We start from the raw sequence: 21,146 nt of genomic DNA, 5'->3' as shown, positions 1-21,146 counted from the left end.
CGATGGACACCCTTGCATTCAGCTAACACTTCCCACTGTAAAGGTGTGTTCGGGACTTACACCCTAGAGTTATCGCCCATGCTGGGCACACAAGCCAAAAGGCGCCAATTGTTTTCAATTGGCGCCTTTTTTTATATCTTACTAAAATATCTTAATTAAGGCTTAAAATATGCAGCCTTTATTATAATAGCAATCACATTTTATATGCATTTTTCCATTGGTTTAAAATTTTAAAGACAAAAGTTATTCCCAGATGCGACAGGCCTAGAAATTTTCACATACACGGAAAAACTTAAATCATTCTTACATTAAAAACCAATGTTATTGGTTGGACTCGTAAAACTAAAATTATCTCTACGAATATCTTTAGCATGTTTAAAGACGTATTTTAAATAAAACTGATTTGATGAGGGAGCATATGCGCCCAAACCATTTATATTACGATCATAGGTAAAACCTGCCTGAAAGTTTTCCATAAAATTAATGCCTACCGTTGCCGTTATTGCATTATCCCAACGATACGAAACTCCAAATCTAAAGTTCCCCTGCAATTCAAAATTAAGTGCAAGATCAATCACAAATGGTTCGTTTTTAGCTTTTTTAGCCAAAATAGACGGTTTAAACAACAAATTATTATTAATTGTTGTTAGAAATCCGGTGATCAGATAAAACTCTGAATTTGTTGTTAACGGTGTGCTTTTGATGCTTGGATCGTCAATTTCTTTTATAAAATTGGGAGTTGATAGTCCAACAAACCAACTGGGTGCATTGTATAAAAAACCAACTCCAATTCGGGGTCTGATCAAATTATTAATATTATTTTCGAAACTCACGTCATTACCTTGCCCAAGATCAAGCCTGGAGTAATTTACATTAAGGTTACTTATACCTCCTTTTAAACCAAAGGTTATCATATTGTAATCATTAGTATAAATTGTATACGAATAATCTGCTGTTGCTATCAGCTTTTGAGTTACTCCAAGATTTTCGTTTATCAGATTAAAACCAGTTCCCATATATATAGAAATTGGTACATTAATATTCAGGTTTTGAGTTTCAGGAGCGCCTTCAATTCCTGTAAATTGTGATCTGTGTATTAAAAGAATACTTCCGTCATAATAGCCGGCAAAGGCTGGGTTAAAGCTGGACATGTTGATCTTGTAATCTGAAAATTGGGCGTTTTGTTGCGCATTTGCTAAAAATGAGAATAATAAGTTCAGTAAAATTATTATAGAATTGCATTTCATTTTGTTATTCGGTTTTAGATTTAAGGATTAAGGTGTAAAAACCCTTTTTTGGTAACTCGTTTATTTTCATTATTCGTAAAACTAAATATGTAGTAGTACGTTCCAAAAGGAAGTAATCCTTTTCCGCGACCTAAACCTTTATTGGCAAAACCTCTAAATAAATTATCTCCTTGTCCGTAATGAGTAATGCTATAAACTAAACTACCTGAAGTATTAAAAATTTCAAGTTGATTGTCGGCAAATGTTAGTACTCCTTCAATAGCGAGATAGTCATTCTTTCCATCTCCATTTGCTGATATTCCATTCTTTATGATGACATCGCAATAATTAAAAATAACTTCAACCTCAAATCTTTTGGTGCTTTCACACTCTGCACCAAAGTAAGACGCATAATATTTATGTTTATCTTCTAATAATGTATCACTATCTAATGGAACTCCTCCAGAGGCGGTATCGTACCAAAGTATTTCTTTTTCATTGGTGATAAGATCTGAAATTGCTGTCTCTTTCTCTCTGCAGAAATATTGTATTGCGTTTCCGCTTGGAGCAGCCTCATCATTCACTATTATAGTAACAGGAATACGGTTGGTGTTACAGGCATTAATTGAGACTTCTGCATAATAAATTCCTGAACGTAAAACCTCCTGAGATAAAAGCGCCGGTGTTGACAATGGATCTGCAAACCAATTTAAAACGTTATACGGTATTGAAATATCTGAAACTAATGGTTTATCAATTGCGCAAAATTTCTGCAATAAATTGAGAGTATTTGGAGATGGCGCTTTTTCTATTGTAACAATTACTGCTTTGGTATCCGAATTTCCTGAGATATCCGTTACTGTCAGTATCACTGAATTGCTGCCAATATTTGTGCAATCAAAAGTGGTTTTATCTATAGTCATTGTTGCAATAGTACAATTATCAGTAGAACCATTATCGATTTGAGAAGCCGTTATAAATGCTTTTCCTGTGATATCCAACTGAACCGTTATATTTTGAACTACTACTGTTGGTTTGATTTTATCTTCGACAGTAACTGTGGCAGTCGCTGTATCTGAATTTCCATTAACATCCGTTACTGTCAGTATCACTGAATTGCCGCCAATATTTGTGCAATCAAAAGTGGTTTTATCTAAAGTCATTGTTGCAATAGCACAATTATCAATAGAACCATTATCGATTTGATAAGCTGTTATAACTGCTTTTCCTGTGGCGTCTAACTGAATCGTTATATTTTGAGCTACAACTGTTGGTTTGATTTTGTCCTGTACAGTAACTGTGGCGGTGGCGGTATCCGAATTTCCATTAACATCAGTTACTGTCAGTACCACTGAATTGCTTCCAATATTCGTGCAATCAAAAGTGGTTTTGTCTAAAGTCATTCTAGCAATAGCACAATTATCAGTAGAACCGTTATCGATTTGAGAAGCCGTTACAACTGCTTTTCCTGTGGCATCCAGTTGAACCGTTATATTTTTTATTAGAACTGTTGGTTTCATTTTATCTTCGACAGTAACTGTGGCAGTGGCTGTATCTGAATTCCCATTAACATCTGTTACTGTCAGTATCACTGAATTGCTGCCAATATTTGTGCAATCAAAAGTGGTTTTATCTATAGTCATTGTTGCAATAGTACAATTATCAGTAGAACCATTATCGATTTGAGAAGCCGTTACAACTGCTTTTCCTGTGATATCCAGCTGAACCGTTATATTGTGAGTCACAACTGTTGGTTTGATTTTATCTTCGACAGTAACTGTGGCAGTGGCTGTATCTGAATTTCCATTAACATCTGTTACTGTCAGTACCACTGAATTGTTGCCGATATTTGTGCAATTAAAAGTGGTTTTATCTAAAGTCATTCTAGCAATAGCACAATTATCAGTAGAACCGTTATCGATTTGAGAAGCTATTACAACTGCTTTTCCTGTGGCGTCTAACTGAATCGTTATATTTTGAGCTACAACTGTTGGTTTGATTTTGTCCTGTACAGTAACTGTGGCGGTGGCGGTATCCGAATTTCCATTAACATCAGTTACTGTCAGTACCACTGAATTGCTTCCAATATTCGTGCAATTAAAAGTGGTTTTGTCTATAGTCATTGTTGCAATAGCACAATTATCCGTAGAACCGTTATCGATTTGAGAAGCTGTTATAACTGCTTTTCCTGTGGCGTCTAACTGAATCGTTATATTCTGAGCCACAACTGTTGGTTTGATTTTATCTTCGATAGTAACTGTGGCAGTCACTGTATCCGAATTTCCTGAGGCATCCGTTACTGTCAGTATTACTGAATTGCTACCAATATTCGTGCAATCAAAAGTAGTTTTATCTAAAGTCATTGTAGCAATAGCGCAATTATCAGTAGAACCATTATCGATTTGAGAAGCCGTTATAACTGCTTTTCCTGTGGCATCCAACTGAACCGTTATATTTTTTGTTACAACTGCTGGTTTAATTTTATCTTCGACAGTAACTGTGGCAGTCGCTGTATCCGAATTTCCATTAACATCCGTTACTCTCAGTATCACTGAATTGCTACCAATATTTGTACAATCAAAAGTGGTTTTATCTAAAGTCATTGTAGCAATAGCGCAATTATCAGTAGAACCATTATCAATTTGAGAAGCTATAATAACTGCTTTTCCTGTGACATCCAACTGAACGGTAATATCCTGAGCTACAACAGTTGGTTTGATTTTATCTTCAACAGTAATTGTGGCAGTGGCTGTATCCGAATTGCCTGAGGCATCCGTTACTGTCAGTATTACTGAATTGTTGCCAATATTTGTGCAATCAAAAGTGGTTTTATCTAAAGTCATTGTAGTAATAGCACAATTATCAGTAGAAGTATTATCGATTTGAGAAGCCGTTACAACTGCTTTTCCTGTGGTGTCTAAGTGAACCGTTATATTTTGAGCCACGGCTGTTGGGTTAATTTTATCTTCGACAGTAACTGTGGCAGTAGCTGTATCCGAATTTCCTGAGGCATCTGTTATTTTCAATATCACTGAATTGTCGCCAATATTCGTGCAATCAAAAGTGGTTTTATCTAAAGCTATTGTAGCAATAGCACAATTATCAGTAGAACCATTATCGATTTGAGAAGCTATAATAACTGCTTTTCCTGTGGCGTCTAACTGAACCGCTATATTTTGAGTCACAACTGTTGGGCTGATGATATCTGATGCTACTACAATTATAAATTTTTGTTTAATGACACATCCATTATCATCGGTTGCAGTTACTTCATAGGTTCCTTCATTTAGATTAACCGCTTCATTGGTTGTTGATGTAACACCATTGTTCCAGACAAAACTGTAGGGAGCTACACCGCCTGTAATAGTTGCTGTTGCTGAACCAGTTGCTGAACCTTGACATAATGCATCTGCCTGTGTTGGAACACTGTTTAATGCTGTTTGAATATTAGATATTGTTACATCACTAGAATTGCTACAACTTCCGTTTGTTATTGTCCATCTTAGCACATAGGTAGTTCCTGGAATTCCGCTAAAGAAAGTTTCTGCCTCATTAACATTAGTAATTGTCCCTCCAGAACCACTTACAATACTCCAACTTCCGGTACCTAGTACAGGAATATTTCCTGCAATTTCTATAATGGCACACTTATCATTAACAATTTGAGCTTGAGATGTAGTTACAAGACATAAATTAGCTGCATCAGAAAAAACTTCACCACAAATAAAATCAGACTGGTTAATCACTATACGATAACCGTAATTATGATGAGATGAAGGGATATTAGTTAAGACTAAAGTTGGCGTTGTTGTACCTGAATAGACTGGTGTGTCGACTAAATCATTCCAGGTAATTCCTTTGTCAGCACTATATTGCCATTGGTATAAAGTTGTGCCAGAACCAGCCATTATACTTACATTATAACTTACACTTCCTGATACATCTGAAACAGCATCTTCGGGTTGTGCCGTAATACTACTACTCTTTCCTGGTTTTCTAACGTTTGGATTCGTTCCTGAATAATTAGCCCCAATTACCTTTCCGTCTGAATCAACTGCTGGAGGATTTCCGTCACCATACATCATATTTCCATCTGAGCCTTCGGCAGTTTTACTATTATATGCTTCATTGGCATCGCTACAGCCGTCGTTATCACTATCAAGATCCAAATAATCTGGTATTCCATCATTATCAGTGTCCAATGAATTTTCAATAACTAAACTTCCCGTCTCAATATTAAAATTACCTATTGATGGTGATGTTGCATTGGATATAACATCTCCTATACCAGTATATGCAGACAAAATAGGTACTTGATTCGTAGTTGAATTAACCGTTATTGATTGACCTGCGACGATATTTGTTATTTTTACAAGAGACGATGATGGATCAGAAGGAAAAGGTACCCAACCTGTAATCGCTGCTCCATTGACACGAATTAAAGAAGTACTCGCTGTATTTACTATTAAAGCTAAAACATTTGAATAAATCATAGAACTTGGTGTAGTAAAATTAAAGCTGGTAACTGCTTTATTTGCATCCAAAACATTTAACCATGAAGGGTCATTATTATTGGGTGTTACTTGCCAAACAGTAACTTTTTTACTTGTTTCAAGTATTTTAAGATCAGTAAGAGCTACGTTAAAATTATAAACATCACCCGCATCGAGCAATGTTTTAATCAAAACACCATCGATTCTTACCTCAGTATTGGGCTCTTCAGCCATTACGTAAGTAGTATTCGGATTATTATTTGGGATGTAATGTTTTGTTCCTAACTGATTAGTTGGCAACAACATTATGTTCAGGTTCTCACCTCCACCAGATGGGTTCCAGGCAACATCGACTCCCATAATAACTCCTAAAGGTTGGGTTGAACTGATAGTCCAACCAGTCATATCCAATTTATTACCTCCTTGCAAATAAGTTTGTCCAATATTTAGAGTAAAAGTTTTTTGAAGGAGTCCTTCCTTATTTTTTATTATAATCTGATTATTATCAATATTACTATAAATAGCTGCGTATTGATAATTACCTCTTTGAGTATCTGTAAACAATCTGTATTCGGTTCCCCAAAGCTTTTCTGGCAGGACGATCCAAGAATCACTTGCAGGACGACTGGTTGTTAACTCCTGAACAATAGTCACTGGTCCCGTTGCGCTCAATATATAACTTTTATTATTTTCTACTGTATTCAATTGCATTATAGGAATTCCTGTTTGTGGTACATTAATCGTTAATGCACCAGAATTTGGTATTGTATAAAAATTATTTCTGAAATTAATCTCTGTACCTGCAGCCCCAGAAATGTTAATGTTCCATTGTTTTATCATACCATCTTCAGCTGGTGGTGCGAATAAATTAAATACAGTAGCGGTTGTAGATACATCGCGTTCTTCATCGTCTAAAATACCATCATTATCATTGTCTAAATCGACGCTGTTAATTACGCCATCACAATCATAATCCTGATTAGGACCGGTACCCCAATTAGCACACGGATTATTATTTGGATCCAGCTGAACCTTTACGGCTGTTCGTGGTGATTCGCACACACCATCGTTTTCACTTACATAATAGGTTTGCCCATTGTTTAAGACAGTGCCGGATGATAAAGGAAAAGCAGCACTATTACTGACATACCATTTAGGATTAGCGGCACTTGTTATTAAGGTGGCTAAAGTTGCATTTATATTGGTATAAACGTACGGTGAAGCAATTACAGGTGAATTAGGAAGAGTATTTAATGTAACCTGAACAGGAACTCTTTCAATACTTTCTACTCCATTTACGGTTTGACTTGCGTAATAAGTAGTATTATTGGTCAAAACAGTTGTATTTATCAAAGCATTTCCGCCTGTTGCAGCACCATACCACTTTATATTTTCCCCTTGTACAGAAAGATTGTTTAACCTAACATTAAAATTGATACAAAAATCTTGATTAGCTGCTGCTTGTGGAGGTGCAATTATTGTAAAAACAACTTTACTCCAATTACTTTCCTCATTAGTACTACACAAAGCCTTAATATAATAGGTTAATTTCGTATTCAAAGGAGGATTGTTGTATGTTTTACTTACAACTCCCGCAGCAATATTTCCGGATTCTACCAAACCGGAGCCGCCGTTCCCAGGTAACCCTGAAGTCCGTAATTCATATAAATAACCATCTAAAGCATTTTGTTGGTTACTCCAGTTTAAAGTTACATTTCCATTTATACTATTTGATACTATTAGATTTTGAGGTTTATAGCAATCTTTTAGCGCCCCTGTAAACTGAATTTGAGCAATTGTTTGCCTAAGACTAATATCACTAGCTGTCAAATTGTTAATATTCACTGTCGCAGCACCATAAGCCAATATTCCCCTGTTTCCTATAGTTGTGGGTGTATAAGCTGAAAAATAAGGGGTCGATGATCCTGCTGCATTTTGTAAAACAGCAACGACCAAATTGTCAGAGGCATTGTAATTAAAACTTGTAGGTAAATCAATCGTTATCCATTGATTATCTTGTGTAATAGTCACTATTCCAGAATAAACTGACGTAAGATCAGCTACAGGAATAAAATCAGAAGCTGAAGAAAATGATGTTTTGGTTGTATGACCTAAATAAACCGACCAATTATTAAAATTAGATGCGTTTACAGCTCCGCCAGTAATTTTCCATTTAATTTGCGTGATGGGTCCAGTTGTTCCATCCTCTGCCTGATATTCACTTGCCAGAACAATTTGTTGTGTATAACTATAGCCCGCCCCATCATAACAAGGAAATACAAAATCGGTATTAGTCCCTCCCGATGTACCAATATGAATTTGAGCGTATAAAGTGTAAAAGGATAAACAAAAAAATAATAGTAGAATTTTTTTCATAAAATTAATTTAGTATTAATGGCTCTAAAACTTTTATTTGTCGTCAGGATATAATAGTTAAGGAGAAATCTAGCTTCGTAAATAGGTTAATTAGGATTACTACTTTGGAAAGACGTCTTAGATATTTCTAACTTAAAGTTATTTTTAAGTATGTGATCCCTAAAGTGCCAAAAATAGTACTTAATTAACCCGTCCGAAAAAAAGAAGGGGGGACAAATTGGGGGACATTTTGAAGCAAAACACTAACAAATTCAGCCTTATAGCTGATATTAAAATACAGAGAGCCCTTTTTTTTAATGTTTTACTCTTTTTTGGGATACAACTAAAATCTATTAAAAATGATAATTTGGTTTAAAAAAAACTTCAGTCTGGAGTCGATTTCAAATTTTGTGCAAAAAGTTATGGCGGTTTGTTCTATTTCGAATAAATTATTCCATAACTTTTGCTTGCAATCAAAGAACTATTTCCTTTAATCCCTAAAAGCACCGTCCAAACCAAAATGCTGAAGACATACAAAGACAGCCACTACTTATAGCAAGGCAATCTTTTTTAAGTTTTCCGTAAAATATCTGAAATTTTTTCCCTTAATGGTCACAAAATTAAAATCCCATTTCGTTAAGAAATGGGATTTTTTTTATGTCTATTCTATGTTATTTATAAGTACTTACATTTAAATATAAATAGTTGTTCCGATATCTTATTATAATACCATTCTTTCCGTAATTGTTTTATTTGAAGAAGCATCAATTCCGGTGACTTCGGCATACTTTACATTTGGTAACCAAAATGAACCGCCTTCAATGCGCACAAATATTTTTTCTACCTGAATTTTTTTCTGATTTACACTTACGAAAACATGGTATTTTTGATCTGAATCTATCTTTTTTAAGGTTAAGGATAACTTTTTGTACGATACAAATTGAAGCTCAAACTCCTCATTATTTACCGTTTTACTTTCTATTCCGTATGCAAATTTACGTTGCATATAAGTTAAATCTTTTTTTTCTCCCTTCTCTGCATATCGAATCCAGTACGCTTTTATGGGATTGCTTTTGTCTATTTTTCCATCTTCCTGGTAGTTTATAGCATATATCGCCGTGTTTACATTTGGGTCCCGCTGAATATAAAACAGCATATTATCTATATTTTTGGGCGTTGGAAAATTTAATGGCGATGGATTTTTGGATTGTGCCAATAGATTTCCAGAAATTATATTTACCAAGATCGTTATAACGATTAGTGATTTTGTGAAATTTTTAAATGGTATTTTATTCATAAATGAAATTTTTATATAACCTGTGGGGTATAATTATTCTAACACATAGAAACATAGCTTTAGGACGCTTAAAAAAGGCGTTTCACTTGTTTAAAACAAACATAGTTGGCTATGTAAACTAAGTTTCTTTTTGTTTTCTTCTTTTACACATAAAATCTATCCCGTCCCGAAGTTTCGGGATCGGGATAGGATCGTGCAATCTCATTAAGTTAAGCTTTTAAATTATTACAGATCAAATCCGTTTTTATCCGCGTTTTTACGAAGTAAATCTGTTTTATCCGCGTCAAAATTAGACGCTGATTTTACTGATTCGCTAAAGCAAAAACGCTGATAAAAACGGATTTCCCTAATTACTTTCTGGATTAATCTGTTTTTTGTTTGCCCTAAAAACCCAATATTTAATCAGCGGATAATTAAATCCATAAGAAACAAAAGTATCTGTGATTAATCTTCCTATTCTATAATCGATTTGAAATACTTTTTGCAAAATAAGCGTACCACATGATTTTAAGGAGATGCTTCCCAAAACCACCAACGCAAATTTAAAAAGCTGACTATTAATGTGGCTGCTATAACCAGATTGATTTTTAAATACCCAAAATCTATTGATACTGAAATTGATAATTGCGCCAACGGTCCCGGAGATTAAAATAGAAAAGGTAAAATGCAATTTGAATACTTCTGTCAATAAAATCATCAAGCCATAATCTGTAATACCACCCAAAAATGCTGCAACTTGTGCTCGCAGAAAAGTAATAATGGATTTTTTCCTAAACATATCAGTCGTGGGTTTTATCCTTTAAATCGCCCAACTTTAAAAGTTTCAAGCTATCAGCAGTATTGATTATAAGCAATATAATAGTAATTAAACCAGCCAAATATGCAATTGATCCCTGAAATAAAACTTCAATAATTAAAATTAAGGCAATAATAAATCTAAGTTCTGTTGGTCCAACAAAGCCAGAATCTATACGGTATTCATTTGTAATTTTGTAGCGTAACTGGCTGATGATGATAGACCAACCATACAATGCGACAAAAGTAAAGGCTATTATTTGTGTGCCATTTTTAGCATAAATGTAGTAGCCAAAACCTATGAGTACAATACCAATCCAATCGGCAATAATATCGAGTGCAAAACCATACCAACGGCGTTGAATATTTCTATAATACGCCAATCTTCCATCTAAAGAATCGCCTAACCAATTTATAACCAAACCGATAATACCCAAAAGCAAATACCAATTTGCTATGTAAGTACCTAAAACAAAAGCTAAAAAAACTAATCCTGAGCCAAGTGTACCAATTAAAGTGAGTACGTTTGGCGAAATGAATTTAGGCACTTTTGGAAGCAAAAATACAATCGTTAACTGTTCTGCCCTTTTTAGAATATTAGTTCGCTTACGGTCTGAAAATGTTCTTTGCACAATTGCACTATAACCTTCAATTTGTGTTTCTTGTCCCATCAATAACGCAATATTTGCAAGCCTGATAGTATAGCCAATTCTAGCTTTAATTTTATTTTTCTATGGGTATTTTTAAAAAAATCAGTGGTTCTTTTTAGCTTACCTGATCTGATCAGATAACTAAATGCGAGGGCAATCAGCATATTATTTAACAATTCCCGCAAAACGTTGATAGAAAACCGTTGGACTGTTCTCGTTTTTAGGAGCATATTTTCCTGCTATAATCGGAATATAAATAACTCTTCTTCTACTTTCTTCGCCACGGATAGAGGATTCTGCCACTCTGTGCCACAAACGGCCATCGTGAATGGTTAAATCTCCGGCCTCCGGATTTATGGAAACTTCTTCTGGATCAGCTTTATTGTCTAAAAAGTATTTTTTACGGAAAAGCATTTGATAAATATTTTGCTTGTGAGTACCCGGAATGATCTTAAGACCGCCATTTTCAGGTTGTAAAGTGCTTAAATGGATACCCACATTTAGCATAGGGTTTAATTTTGCACCATAAAAAATATCTCTCAAACCATCTGTATGCCATCCCATTTTAGTAAACTTACTTTCTGGCCCATTGATATAATGATTGAAAACCATTCCGTCTTTTTCTTCAGTGCCTAATCTAGCCTCATCGCCTGCCAATGGTAATAAACTATTAAATCTTGGATCAAGTAAAAGGCCGCTTAAGGTTTGATGATGTTGATTGATAAAAGCAAAACGCTGTACAATAGGAGAACCATCTAAATCTTTTCCATATTTAATAGGAACACCATTTATTTTTTGAAGGTCATTGTCAATCCATTTTTGCTGTACTTGTTTCGAGGCATCAATGATGGATGAAACAGTTTCAGGATTTATAAATTTTTTGAAATGGATAAAGCCATATTGGTTAAAAAAGTCAATTTGCTCGGCAGTTAATTGCTCAGTAAGGGTAAAAGTTTTATAAGAAGATATCATGATAATATAGATTTAATAAATGAAATAATAAAGTTTAATAATTTTATCTAAAAGATTAGCAGCAACAACAGCAACAACACATTCGCATATTGGCGTGCATTTGGTCTTTAGGAAAATTAAACTTATTTCTTTTATTTGACATACTCTATAGGATTAGTAGATATTAAAACAAATGTAATATAATTTCTCTTTTGCAAAGGATATTTTTTTATTTTTTTTTCGAAAAAATTAAATTTTATAGATTCCGGCGGCAGTTTTTTCGATAAAAGCCTTTGGTAGTATGCGGTTAGCATAAACCGAAATGATATTTGTAAAACCCGGAATCACTTCAGATTTTTTGCTGAACATGGCTTTTACTGCCATTTTTGCAACTTCATCAGGTTGCATATTAAACTTTTCTGCCATTTTGCTAAAAGTGTTTAAACCAGCTCTTTCAGCAAAACCAGTATCAACCGGCCCCGGACTAAAACAGGTTACAGAAATTGAAGTTGGGGCAAGTTCGAAACGCAAGGCCCGTGTAAACGATAAAACAAAAGCCTTTGTGGCTGAATAAACGGCTAGTGTAGGTACAGCCTGGTAGGCAGCTGTACTCGATATGTTTAAAATGTAGGCTTGTTTTTCTTGTGAAAGTATGGGTACTAATAAATGCGAAAGTTCTACCACTACATTCATGTTAAGTTGCATCATGCCAAGCTGATCTGTTAGAGAAGACTGGCTGAAATTGCCCCACACACCATAACCGGCATTGTTAACTAAAAAGCCAACTCGATAATTATTCGTTTTTATCCAATCGGTTACTTTTAGCGATGCACTATTTATCGAAAGATCAATCGATAAAATAGCAGCATTGATACCGTATTTAGCTTGAAGATCATCAGATAGTGCTTTTAATTCCTCTTCGCTTCTTGCAACAAGCAATAGCGAATAACCTAGTTTCGCCATTTCATAAGCAATAGATTTTCCAATGCCTTTGCTGGCGCCAGTTATTAAGGCATATGGTTTCGTTTTTTCGCTCATTTTATTTATTTAATCCTCAAATATAAAAATTAATTGTAAACTGTTGGCTGTGCAGCCTGTATAATGGTTGCTCTCTGCTTCCCTACTCGTACCTATTGCACTCCGCATCTTTTCAGCTGGCAGATTGTCCTAAAACTAATTGTTCAGCCTAATTACATATTTCAGGAATCTATATTCTATTTAGAATAACCCATTTTAACAAAATATTTTTTTCTTTTGGCAATCCTAGTTTTTCAATGATATTACTTCGATGTCCTTCCACAGTTTTTTCAGACAGGAATAATAATCCTGCTATTTGTTTGCTTGTTTTTTGTTGTGCTATAAGTTCAATAATTTTTCTTTCAGATAATGTTAATTTAGATAACAGATTATCATCGTTTGAATGATCCTGAAACAAATCATCTTCTAAAAAAGTACTAACATAACGGTTTCCTTTTGCAACTTCCTCAAGACATTTTTCCAGTTCTGTTTGTGCATGCTCTTTTAAGATATATCCATAAATACCGTATTCTATAGCTTTTTTATAAATAGTCATTTCTTTGTGCATCGTGAGTAAAATAATTTTAGTCCTTAATTTACTTTCCTGCACTTTCAGGCTCACATCTAAGCCATCGAGACCCGGCATATTAATATCTAAAATGGCAATATCCGGATGGTGCAATTTGATTAAATTTAAGGCTGCCACTCCGTTTGAACAAGTATCTGCTACTTTATAACCATATGCTTCTACAAAACTTTTGGTGCCTTGTAAGGTAAAGGGATGATCGTCGGCTATTAATACATTCATAGGTGTTTTTTTATTTCAATAGTTATAATTGTTCCATTAGGGTCTGAAACAATTTTTGCCTCTCCTCCTACTGCCCTGCTCCTTTCGATAATGTTGTGCAGACCAAATGAATGATTATTGTTTAAGGTTTCCTGAACATTAAACCCTTTTCCGTTGTCTTTTATTTCAATGACAATAGTACTTTTATACTCAATCACACTAATTCTTGCTGCAACTGCATCAGCATATTTAATGATATTAGACAATGCTTCTTGTATGATACGATAGATTTGCAATTCGACCACAGAGCTCAAAGAACCCTTATAATCTATTTCGGCAGTAACCATAAAATCATTAACATTCTGAGTTCGTTCTACCATTTGATTAATAGTCGCTTTCAATCCCACTTTATCAAACATTATAGGATGAAGATTTCGGCTAATACTTCGAATATCATTAATAATACCGTCTATTTTCTTATTGGTACTTTCTGCATTTTCTTCAAAAGTATTTTTCAAACTCAACAACTCATGGCTCACACTATCATGCAAATCACTTGCAATACGTTTGCGTTCTTCTTCTGTTTTTTCTAAGAGCTGCTTGGTATATAATTGTGTGTTTTGTTTTTCTTTTTTTAATTTTCTCTGCTTTTGCAAAAGTACAAGTGCCACACCAATAAGTCCAAGCCCAATTAAAACCGAAACCAGTAAAGCTATTGTGGTGTTTTTATTTTGTATCGTATTTTCCTGAAGTGCTATTTGCTGTTCTTTTTTCTTCGTTTTATATTTTACATCAAATTCAATTACGGCATTTGCCATTTCCATACTGGCTATACTATCCTGGATTTTTGCCCCTTCTACTGCATACAAATGAGCATTTTTATAATCTTTTTTTGCAACAGCATCGTCTAATAAGACGCTATAACAATCTCGTAATTTTCCAAAATGACGATTCTCCAAAAGTATCGGAATACTTTTTTTAATCAATTTGGTGTCTTTTATTCCTTTATTCTTTTTTATTTCATATTCAGCTACTAAAACATCGTATTCTAAATTCGTGATATTAGAATTTAGCGCTATTACCTCAGGTTTCAATTCATCCAGTAAATTTTTTGATTCTTCGAATTTACCTTCATGGTAGAGTTTTTTGATATAATATTGTGTTAAAGGAACTTCAATCCAGGTATTGACTTCACCACTTTTTTTAAAAGAATGATAGGTAGAATCGCTCAATGCATACATCTTATCATACTGCCCGGCATGATCGTAAATATTGATTCTGTTAAACAAATAGGTGTAAACATTCGAGTATTTCTCTCCTCTGGTATACTTAATCGCCAGACTGTTATTTTTTAAAGCATTATCATAATCATGCATCGCTTCATAAATTCCTCCAAAATTGTCATAAAGTGTCTGTAGAATATTGGTTTGATCTGTCTGTTTAAAATAATCTAATGCCTTATAATTAGCTGCCAAAGCAGATTTTTGATCTCCAATACATTGATAACACCAACTAATAGTACTATAGGCATCTCCTTTTTTATAACAGCTTTTATAATCGTTAACCGGAATAAGTGTATTCTTAGTATAATAGCTAATTGCCTTTGCAAATTCGCCTTTATCAGTATAATAATCCCCTAAATAGCTTTCTACAAAAGAAGCATTGATTGCAGGAACCTTATTTCTATAATTTTTAGAATAAAAGTTAATGGTATTCATAAACGGCTTGTCAAATGAAACATGCGAAGATTTTTTTAAGCTTACAATTTCCATCGCCCTGCTGGCTTCAATAAATTTTCCTTCCTTAATTTTTTGGTTATAATATGTATAAAAGACAGAGAGATAATTTTTTTTATTGTAATTCTCTACATCATTTAACCAGGTGCAGGTAGCATCAAAATTTAGCTTCAGTGGTTTTTTATATATAATTGTCTCCTCTTTTTGCTTATTACATGCTCCCAAAATCAATAAACATAAGAAGAAAAGGATACGAAATTGTATTATATATTTTTTTACTGACATGGATTTTTCTTTTGAACAAAAGTATCTTTTTATATGAGATAAAAAAGCATATCCTAAAATATGAGGGTTTCCCCCTGTATGATTTTGGTTTATTATAGTTCAGTTTTGTAATGAAAATTATAACTCATTTTTAATCCAATTTTAGGAATTATGAAAAACAATTACTTACTAACTTATTTTAAAACGGGACTTATGCTGCTCTTTTTGTGTTTTACGGCAGTTCCGGCCGTAGCGCAAGTCATCGGGACTCAGCCCATATCTCATACGGTTAGCGCAGGAAAGCCTACCAGTTTTAGTATTACGACGCTTGGTAACGGCTCATTTAGCTACTTTTGGCAAGTTTCAACCAATGGCGGAAATTCATTTACTGCGTTATCAAATGGTGGGGTTTACAGTGGGGTAAACACAGCGACTTTAAACATCAGTAAAGCTCCTGTCTCAATGAACGGTTATCAGTATAAGGTACTATTATCTGGTGCAAGTATTGGTATAGAACTATCAAACACTGCAACGTTAGCAGTTAGTGTACCTTCTCTTGAAGGCAATCGTGATTGGAAATTTGTTGGAGCAGCAAACATTTCTGAGCTTGGAGTTCAATCTACCTCTATTGCTATAGATCCTGCAGGTACCCCATACATATCATATAGAAGAAATGAATACCAGCAATATTTTGCTGTCGTAAAGAAATTTAACGGCACAACTTGGGAAACTCTGCCTACAGATGGCTTAACAACAGATTGGGTAAATCAACCTGTTATAGCTACTAATTCTTCAGGCGTGCCTTATCTTTCCTATTCTAATCTCTTAGGTTATAGAGGAATTGTAAAAAAATTTAATGGTGTAGATTGGGAAACATTAGGAAATGCTAGTTTTTCAGGAGGAGAAGCAGGTTTTATATCCTTTTCTTTTGATAATTTTGATACGCCTCATGCCGTATATTATGATACTCAATTGAATTTTAACGGAACTGCCAAGAAATTTAATGGTACAAGTTGGGTTCAGGTTGGATCTCCTATTTTCTCAAATGGTAGTGCAATCTATTTTTCTACCGCATTTGATTCATTTAATACAGAATACGTTGCATATCGAGATGGAGGTAATGGTGGTAAAGCAAGAGTAATAAAATTTAATGGTACAAACTGGCAAAATGTGGGTACACCAGAAATTTCTGTAGGCATTGTTCACTCTACTACTGTTGCGATTGATGCGGCAAATACTGTTTACTTGTCTTATAGAGATGAAGTAAATGGTAATAAGATAAAAGTAGTAAAGTTTAATGGTACAGACTGGATACCAGTAGGTGCTGCATTTGTTTCTGATATTGTAACGCAATATTCTCGTTTAGTTTTAGACCCGACAGGTACACCGTATATACATGCCTATACTTCAGATTTTAAAAACTTACTATTTAAATTTGATGGTACAGATTGGCAAAAAATTAAAACAGATAATATTTTATCTCTTTCAAATGGTTCACTTGCCTTTAATCCAGAGGGAATGCCTTATATAGTCTATGATGACAGAACAACAGGCAAGGCTCATGTCGTGAAATATGATCTTGATATTCCCGTTATAACCTCTCAGCCTCTTAATAGCATGGTTACAGGCGGTCAGGCCGCAAGCTTTAGTGCTACTGTAACGGGAAGTTCTCTTACTTACCAATGGCAAGTGAGTACAGATGGCGGAAATACATTTACATCTATAGTTGATGGTGCTACATACAGAGATGTTACAAAAGCAAGAATGTATATTAATAATGCTCCGGTTTCTATGAATAATTATCAATATAGATTAGTTGCAAATAATGGAATCGAAGTAATCTCAAAAGCTGTTGTTCTAAATGTTGAATCACCCGAATATAATACTACCCGAGAATGGCACGTTGTAGGTACTCAAGGTTTCTCGAATGCATCATTAAACGATGCACCATCAATGACTTTCGGGTTATCGGGCAGTCTTATTGTAGGATATGCAGATCTTAATGCCGGAGGCAAAATTTTAGTTCAAAAATTTGAAAATACAACTTGGGAGACTCTGGGAGAAACAACTGCTACAAGTCATGCCAATTTTCCCAGTATAAAATCTGACTTATTTGGTAAACCTTATATGGCTTATCAAGATGTAGTTTTAGGAAATAAAGCTTCAGTCGTAAAATACGATGGTACAAGTTGGAAAAATGTAGGTGATGCCGGTTTCTCAAACGGAGCAATTAGTTCTATTACATCTGCGGGGGCTAACGGCCGGAACATATGAGGTAACCGTTACAGATAGTAATGGGTGTACTAGTTCTGTATCAGATATTCATATTGAAGAGCCAGAAGCTTTAACAATTAAAGTGGCTACAAAAGAAAACATATCTTGTGCCGGAGCAGCTAATGGATCTGTTACAGTTAATGCAGCAGGTGGTGCTTTTCCATACACCTACAAATGGTCCAAAAATGCCGGAGATGCTACAACACAAAGAATATCAGGACTTGCCGGGGGTACTTACAGCGTAGAGGTTACCGATAATAATAACTGTACTTTTACTTTAGAAGATATTCTTATAAGCGAACCTTCTGCACTAGTTGCTACAGCTGGTTCACAAATAGATGTTTCTTGTAATGGGGGAACCAATGGATCTGCAACAGTACATATAACAGGTGGAGTTTCTCCATACACTTATACTTGGTCGCCATCAGGAGGTAATGAAGCTACAGCAACTGGTCTTTCTATAGGTAATTATGTTGTGACTGTTCAAGATGCTAATCTTTGTACAACTAAACAGGATTTTACAATATCTCAGCCATTATTTGCACTTAGCGCTACAACAACCCAAAATAATGTTTCCTGCAATGGAGGTAACAATGGTTCGGCTACTGTAAACGTAACAGGTGGCACAGGAGATTATACCTATCTATGGTTGCCCGCCGGAGGTACAGGTGCAACAGCAACAGGTTTAACTGACGGTATATACACAGTAACTATTACCGATGCCAACTTATGTACAATTACGCGATCTGTAACTATAACAACGATTACTGATGTAATTGTACCGGTTCCTGATGTAATTGTACCGGTTCCTGATGTAACAAATTTACCAAATATTACTAATTATTGTGCGGTTTTAGCAACTGATATCGCTATTCCTACTGCTACTGATAATTGTAACGGAGTAATCAATGCTACAACAAATGATCCCTTAAGCTATACTACAGAAGGCAGTTATACAATTACCTGGAAGTATACCGATGCCAGCAATAATAACACTACACAAACTCAAACCATAAATGTAATTGCTTCGCCCCTTAAACAAGTTAGCTTTAGTAATAAAGAATTTAGCTATGACGGAAACCCGCATGCCATTCAAATAGACAATCTTCCTGCTGGAGCAACCGTAACTTATACCACAACTCCTGCAACAGGAAGTGCTAATAGTGCAACAAATAGTGGTACTTATACCGTTACTGCTACGATAACGCCTGCTTGGCAAATGTCTAATTGTACTCCAATAGTTCTTACTGCAGAGATTAAGATTAATAAAGCTGCTCAGCAAATTACTTTTGACGATTTGCCCACTAAAAATATAGGCAAAGACAATAGTTTTCAATTAGAAGGAAAATCAAATTCAGGCCTTCCTGTATCTTATACTTTTAATTATACCTCTGCCCTTGCTCCTGCAACTATTTCTTCTTCAGGATTGGTAACGCTACTTCAGTCAGGAGAAATTACGATTGTGGCGCATCAGGATGGTAATGATAATTATCTGTCTGCCAATACTGTTTCTCAAATTCTTGTAATTACAAACGGTAGTGCCTCAATAGCACAAATTACGATTGGTAATCAAAGCTTTGAAAATCCACAACAGCAAATAAATCATTTACTGGATTGCGGACAAAGCAATCCAACTATTACTATCCAGACAGAAAACAATTCATCTCTTGTTTTTCCTGCTAGTACATTCACGATTCAAACTCCCAAAGTTGGGGTTTACAAACAAGATGTAACGGTTACTTCGCAAGACGGGACGATTAGCAAGAATTATGTAATAATTGTAGAAAGACGTTTTAATTTCTTTGATATTGTTCAACAGAAATTCAATAATGTGCTCCTTGTAAACAACAATCCACAAACAAATGGCGGATATGAGTTTGTTTCCTACAAATGGTTTAAAGACGGTCAATTGATAAGTACAGGTCAGTCTTACTCTGCAGGAAATAATATTACCGATACTCTCGATGCTACGGCTAATTATAGCGTAAAAATGACTACTAAAGACGGATTGGTACTGCAAACCTGCAGTGCTGTAATTCAAAAACTTAATTCATTTCAGGCCAAACTTTATCCAAATCCAATTCAGGCAGGACAAACTATCACTATTGATGCCGATTATTCTGTACAGGAATTGGAAAAAATGCACATAAGCATCTACTCTATTTCAGGAAGTTTAATACAAACAATAGAGTCATCTACTGCAAAAACTCAAATGCAATTACCTCCTTCCTTACAAAACGGAACCTATATTGTGATTCTCGAAACTAGCGATACTAAGAAATCATTCAAAGTAATTGTAAATAAATAAAAATAAAAAACTGCCAGTATTATCCTTAAATAATACTGGCATTAAATAAAATTAAAGATGAAAAAACATATAACCAATTCTATAGCATCTATACCTTTTATTGTAACATTTTTAGGGCTAAGCCTTAGTAGTTATAGTCAGGAAAGAAAACATGAATTTTCTTTTGTACTTGGTGGCGTATCTTCTTTTATGCAGTACGATTTACCTGCAGGGCAACTAACCCCGGGAAATGGATTTAGTGCAGGAATACGTTATTCTTATTATTTAAATGAAGGATTGAGTCTTGGCATTGGTGCCGAATATCAATTGTATAAATCTGCCGTTTCTTTTGAATCTGTTTCAGGTCAATATACAACTACTGATATTGAAGATGAATCATTTGAATTTAAATACAGAGCAACAGACTTGAGAGAGGAACAAAAAATAGCCTATATTAATATTCCCATTGCAATTCAATTCGAAACTCCAGGAACGACAAAACTATACCTTGCTGCCGGCGCCAAAATAGGATTTGCAGCCAGCGGATCTTATGAAGCTAAAATTGGTAATCTTACTACAACAGGTTATTATCCGCAATATAATATCGAATTACCCACTCCTGCATTTGCAGGATTTGCAAGCGCAGACAATGTCAAAGAAAACAAACAGGATCTTGATACCAAAATATCTTACTCCGCTACCTTTGAAACTGGTGTAAAACAGCTTATTGGCAAAAAAAGTGCTTTATATCTTGGTGCTTATTTTGATTATGGACTGAATAATATTTATGATAAAAAAGATCAGAACATTATTCAATATAACAACGAAATTTTACCTGTGAAATTGCAATACAATACCGTTCTTAATGCTGCCAATACAAATAAAATGACATTGGTTTCTTATGGTCTTAAGTTAAGGTTTGCTATTCGATAGGTAAAACTTATACTTTCGAGTTCACAAAATCAAAATCCCATTTCTAACGAAATGGGATTTTTATATGTTCTTTTTGACTTT

12 protein-coding genes are annotated in these 21,146 nt (G+C 34.7%); 3 read left to right on the top strand and 9 right to left on the bottom strand.

Features of this window, described 5'->3' with window-relative positions; all coding sequences use genetic code 11:
• Positions 1–308: 308 nt before the first annotated feature.
• The 9 genes from ACQKCJ_RS21370 to ACQKCJ_RS21330 form a co-directional block, all read right to left on the bottom strand.
• Positions 309–1,247 (bottom strand): PorP/SprF family type IX secretion system membrane protein, encoded by a 939-nt coding sequence (locus ACQKCJ_RS21370; RefSeq protein ID WP_271338773.1) that lies wholly within the window; start codon positions 1,245–1,247, stop codon positions 309–311.
• A gap of 20 nt (positions 1,248–1,267) precedes the next feature.
• Positions 1,268–8,095, bottom strand: a complete 6,828-nt coding sequence (locus tag ACQKCJ_RS21365; protein WP_427402885.1) for a gliding motility-associated C-terminal domain-containing protein — start codon at positions 8,093–8,095, stop codon at positions 1,268–1,270.
• 700 nt (positions 8,096–8,795) lie between these two features.
• Positions 8,796–9,371, bottom strand: coding sequence for a DUF4833 domain-containing protein (locus ACQKCJ_RS21360; protein WP_427402884.1), 576 nt, complete (start codon positions 9,369–9,371; stop codon positions 8,796–8,798).
• A gap of 346 nt (positions 9,372–9,717) precedes the next feature.
• The gene (locus ACQKCJ_RS21355; RefSeq protein WP_271338420.1) at positions 9,718–10,149 is read right to left on the bottom strand and encodes a GtrA family protein; all 432 of its coding nucleotides are present in this window, start codon (positions 10,147–10,149) and stop codon (positions 9,718–9,720) included.
• 1 nt (position 10,150) lies between these two features.
• Positions 10,151–10,837 carry a CDP-alcohol phosphatidyltransferase family protein gene (locus tag ACQKCJ_RS21350; RefSeq protein WP_271338421.1) on the bottom strand — a complete coding sequence of 229 codons (687 nt, stop codon included), beginning with the start codon at positions 10,835–10,837 and terminating at the stop codon, positions 10,151–10,153.
• 144 nt (positions 10,838–10,981) lie between these two features.
• Entirely contained in the window at positions 10,982–11,788 is an 807-nt protein-coding gene (locus ACQKCJ_RS21345; protein WP_271338422.1) for a phytanoyl-CoA dioxygenase family protein, read from the bottom strand.
• Between the two features lie 228 nt (positions 11,789–12,016).
• Positions 12,017–12,805, bottom strand: a complete 789-nt coding sequence (locus tag ACQKCJ_RS21340; RefSeq protein ID WP_427402883.1) for an SDR family NAD(P)-dependent oxidoreductase — start codon at positions 12,803–12,805, stop codon at positions 12,017–12,019.
• A gap of 169 nt (positions 12,806–12,974) precedes the next feature.
• Complete coding sequence (locus ACQKCJ_RS21335) at positions 12,975–13,592, bottom strand: response regulator (RefSeq protein ID WP_271338424.1); 618 nt, start codon at positions 13,590–13,592, stop codon at positions 12,975–12,977.
• Entirely contained in the window at positions 13,589–15,592 is a 2,004-nt protein-coding gene (locus tag ACQKCJ_RS21330; protein ID WP_427402882.1) for a tetratricopeptide repeat-containing sensor histidine kinase, read from the bottom strand. The genes ACQKCJ_RS21335 and ACQKCJ_RS21330 overlap by 4 nt, the downstream gene beginning before the upstream one ends.
• Before the next feature lie 150 nt (positions 15,593–15,742).
• Here ACQKCJ_RS21330 and ACQKCJ_RS21325 point away from each other — a divergent pair, with 150 nt between their 5' ends.
• Genes ACQKCJ_RS21325 through ACQKCJ_RS21315 form a run of 3 tightly spaced genes read left to right on the top strand, consistent with a single transcriptional unit; the run spans position 15,743 to position 21,065 of the window.
• The gene (locus ACQKCJ_RS21325) at positions 15,743–17,845 is read left to right on the top strand and encodes a hypothetical protein (RefSeq protein ID WP_427402881.1); all 2,103 of its coding nucleotides are present in this window, start codon (positions 15,743–15,745) and stop codon (positions 17,843–17,845) included.
• Entirely contained in the window at positions 17,778–20,153 is a 2,376-nt protein-coding gene (locus ACQKCJ_RS21320; protein ID WP_427402880.1) for a T9SS type A sorting domain-containing protein, read from the top strand. The genes ACQKCJ_RS21325 and ACQKCJ_RS21320 overlap by 68 nt, the downstream gene beginning before the upstream one ends.
• A 57-nt stretch (positions 20,154–20,210) precedes the next feature.
• On the top strand, positions 20,211–21,065 hold the full coding sequence (locus ACQKCJ_RS21315; RefSeq protein WP_271338427.1) for an outer membrane beta-barrel protein: 855 nt from the start codon (positions 20,211–20,213) through the stop codon (positions 21,063–21,065).
• The last annotated feature ends 81 nt before the right edge of the window (positions 21,066–21,146 follow it).

Origin of the sequence: Flavobacterium sp. NPDC079362 (genome assembly GCF_050267765.1) — a bacterium.
Classification (GTDB): Bacteria; Bacteroidota; Bacteroidia; order Flavobacteriales; family Flavobacteriaceae; genus Flavobacterium; species Flavobacterium azizsancarii.
This window is presented reverse-complemented; position numbering and strand designations above follow the sequence as displayed.

What these genes read in the sequence shown, in the direction of transcription:
- ACQKCJ_RS21370 (WP_271338773.1), bottom strand. Translation starts at nt 1,247, where the DNA reads ATGAAATGCAATTCTATAATAATTTTACTGAACTTATTATTCTCATTT.
- ACQKCJ_RS21365 (WP_427402885.1), bottom strand. Translation starts at nt 8,095, where the DNA reads ATGAAAAAAATTCTACTATTATTTTTTTGTTTATCCTTTTACACTTTA.
- ACQKCJ_RS21360 (WP_427402884.1), bottom strand. Translation starts at nt 9,371, where the DNA reads ATGAATAAAATACCATTTAAAAATTTCACAAAATCACTAATCGTTATA.
- ACQKCJ_RS21355 (WP_271338420.1), bottom strand. Translation starts at nt 10,149, where the DNA reads ATGTTTAGGAAAAAATCCATTATTACTTTTCTGCGAGCACAAGTTGCA.
- ACQKCJ_RS21350 (WP_271338421.1), bottom strand. Translation starts at nt 10,837, where the DNA reads ATGGGACAAGAAACACAAATTGAAGGTTATAGTGCAATTGTGCAAAGA.
- ACQKCJ_RS21345 (WP_271338422.1), bottom strand. Translation starts at nt 11,788, where the DNA reads ATGATATCTTCTTATAAAACTTTTACCCTTACTGAGCAATTAACTGCC.
- ACQKCJ_RS21340 (WP_427402883.1), bottom strand. Translation starts at nt 12,805, where the DNA reads ATGAGCGAAAAAACGAAACCATATGCCTTAATAACTGGCGCCAGCAAA.
- ACQKCJ_RS21335 (WP_271338424.1), bottom strand. Translation starts at nt 13,592, where the DNA reads ATGAATGTATTAATAGCCGACGATCATCCCTTTACCTTACAAGGCACC.
- ACQKCJ_RS21330 (WP_427402882.1), bottom strand. Translation starts at nt 15,592, where the DNA reads ATGTCAGTAAAAAAATATATAATACAATTTCGTATCCTTTTCTTCTTA.
- ACQKCJ_RS21325 (WP_427402881.1), top strand. Translation starts at nt 15,743, where the DNA reads ATGAAAAACAATTACTTACTAACTTATTTTAAAACGGGACTTATGCTG.
- ACQKCJ_RS21320 (WP_427402880.1), top strand. Translation starts at nt 17,778, where the DNA reads ATGCCGGTTTCTCAAACGGAGCAATTAGTTCTATTACATCTGCGGGGG.
- ACQKCJ_RS21315 (WP_271338427.1), top strand. Translation starts at nt 20,211, where the DNA reads ATGAAAAAACATATAACCAATTCTATAGCATCTATACCTTTTATTGTA.